The sequence below is a fragment of the Ramlibacter sp. genome, from assembly GCF_035655895.1.
GTDB lineage: Bacteria > Pseudomonadota > Gammaproteobacteria > Burkholderiales > Burkholderiaceae_C > Ramlibacter.
Genome location: NZ_DASRTN010000001.1, coordinates 1 through 2,098, shown reverse-complemented (window position 1 = coordinate 2,098; position 2,098 = coordinate 1). Strand labels below are relative to the sequence as shown.

2 protein-coding genes are annotated in these 2,098 nt (G+C 69.4%); both read left to right on the top strand.

Annotated elements, in window-relative coordinates:
- Positions 1–615 (top strand): methyl-accepting chemotaxis protein (locus VFE82_RS00010; protein WP_324998173.1); only part of this gene is annotated, 615 nt, incomplete at its 5' end.
- 244 nt (positions 616–859) lie between these two features.
- Positions 860–2,098, top strand: a 1,239-nt coding sequence (locus tag VFE82_RS00005) for a methyl-accepting chemotaxis protein (protein ID WP_324998172.1), incomplete at its 3' end; no start/stop codon positions are given.

Here is a 2,098-nt window from a genome sequence, read left to right as displayed (position 1 = left end):
GGCATCGCCTTCCAGACCAACATCCTGGCGCTCAACGCCGCGGTGGAGGCGGCCCGTGCCGGCGAACAGGGCCGCGGCTTCGCGGTGGTGGCCGGCGAGGTGCGCACGCTGGCCCAGCGCAGCGCCGACGCCGCCAAGGAGATCAAAGGCCTGATCACCGCCAGCGTCGAGCGCGTCGAGCAGGGCAGCGCCCTGGTCGACCAGGCCGGCACCACGATGGACGAGGTCGTCGCCTCGATCCGCCGCGTGACCGACCTGATGGGCGAGATCAGTGCCGCCAGCCGCGAGCAGAGCAGCGGTGTCGCCCAGATCGAAGACGCCGTTCACCAGATGGACCAGACCACCCAGCAGAACGCTGCCCTGGTCGAGGAAAGTGCCGCCGCCGCCGACAGCCTCAAGATCCAGGCGCAGCAGCTGGTGGGTTCGGTCTCGGTGTTCAAGCTGGGCGCCGGCCGCGAGGCATCGAATGCGCCGGCCCTGGCTTGCGCACCGGCGGCCCGCGCACCCCGTCCGGCCACCCGGCCTGCCATGCCCCAGACCGGCAAGCCGGCCAGCGCCCCGACCGCGGAGCTGCCACGCCGCACCGGCACCGACGACGACTGGCAGACGTTCTGACGTCCTGCATTCCACACAAGGCGCCTGCGGGCGCCTTTTTCGTTGCCGGAGGGGAAATCCCGGGGGGACCTGCCTCTTTTCCCTACCTCGGGATTCGCGCGCGACGTAACACTCGGTTACCGCGACCGGAGATCGGTGCTGGGCGCATCGGGCCCGCTGCCGCGCAACCGGTTCCCGAGGGGAGTTCCGGGCAAGTCCCGCCCGACAGAGGCGGGCAACAACAGCAAAGAAGAAGGCAGGAATCGTGAATCTCAACGACATGCGCATCTCGACCCGGCTGGTCGTGGGCTTCGGCCTCATGGCCGGCCTGATCGCCGTGATGGCCGGCATCACCACCAGCAAGACCCACGCCGTCGATGCCGCGATGAACAAGGTGCTGCAGGACCGTTACGTCAAGATCTCCAGGATCCAGGAAGTCCGCAACGACTTCGCGCTGGTCAACCTGGAGATGCGCAACATCCTGCTGGCCGCCCAGGCGTCCCGGGACGCCGGGCAGCATGCCGCGACGATCGTCGCAGCGCGCGACCGGGTGACGGCGAACTACAAGTTCTTCGAGGCGAACCTGAACCTGCCGAAGTCGCGCGATGCGCTGGCCGCCCTGCTGGCCACCCGCGAGAAGTACCTCGGCGTCCAGCGGCGCTACATGGAACGCATCAAGGCGGGCGAGACCGAAAAGGCGCTCGAACTGCTGCTGGTCGAGTTCGCCCCGGTGCAGGCCGAGTACAACCAGCGGCTGGACGCCCTGGTGGCCATCCAGAAGGATCTGATGGACACCGCGGCCCAGCAGGCGGCCGACGCCTCCCGCGAAGTGCGCGAGGCGACCTGGGCCGCCTCCGCGGTGGCCCTGGTGCTGGCCTTCCTGATGGGACTCTGGATCATCCGCTCGATCAGCCGGCCGCTCGGCCGCGCCGTGGACGTGTCGCGTGCCATCGCCGGCGGCGACCTGACGGTCCGCATCGAGGATGGTGGCCGGAACGAAACCGGTCAGCTGCTCGGCGCCCTGCGCGAGATGCAGGACAACCTGTCGTCCATCGTGGACGGCGTTCGCCAGAACGCCGACTCGGTGGCCACGGCCTCAAGCCAGATCTCGCAAGGCAACAGCGACCTGTCCTCGCGCACCGAGGAACAGGCCTCCGCCCTGCAGCAGACCGCCGCCTCGATGAAGCAGCTGGCCTCCACCGTCAAGCAGAACGCCGACAACGCCCAGCAGGGCAATGAGCTGGCGCTGGCCGCCTCCACCGTGGCCGTGCGCGGCGGCGAGGTGGTCGGCCAGGTGGTCGAGACCATGAAGGGCATCAACGACTCCAGCCGCAAGATCGCCGACATCATCTCGGTGATCGACGGCATCGCCTTCCAGACCAACATCCTGGCGCTCAACGCCGCGGTGGAGGCGGCCCGTGCCGGCGAACAGGGCCGCGGCTTCGCGGTGGTGGCCGGCGAGGTGCGCACGCTGGCCCAGCGCAGCGCCGACGCCGCCAAGGAG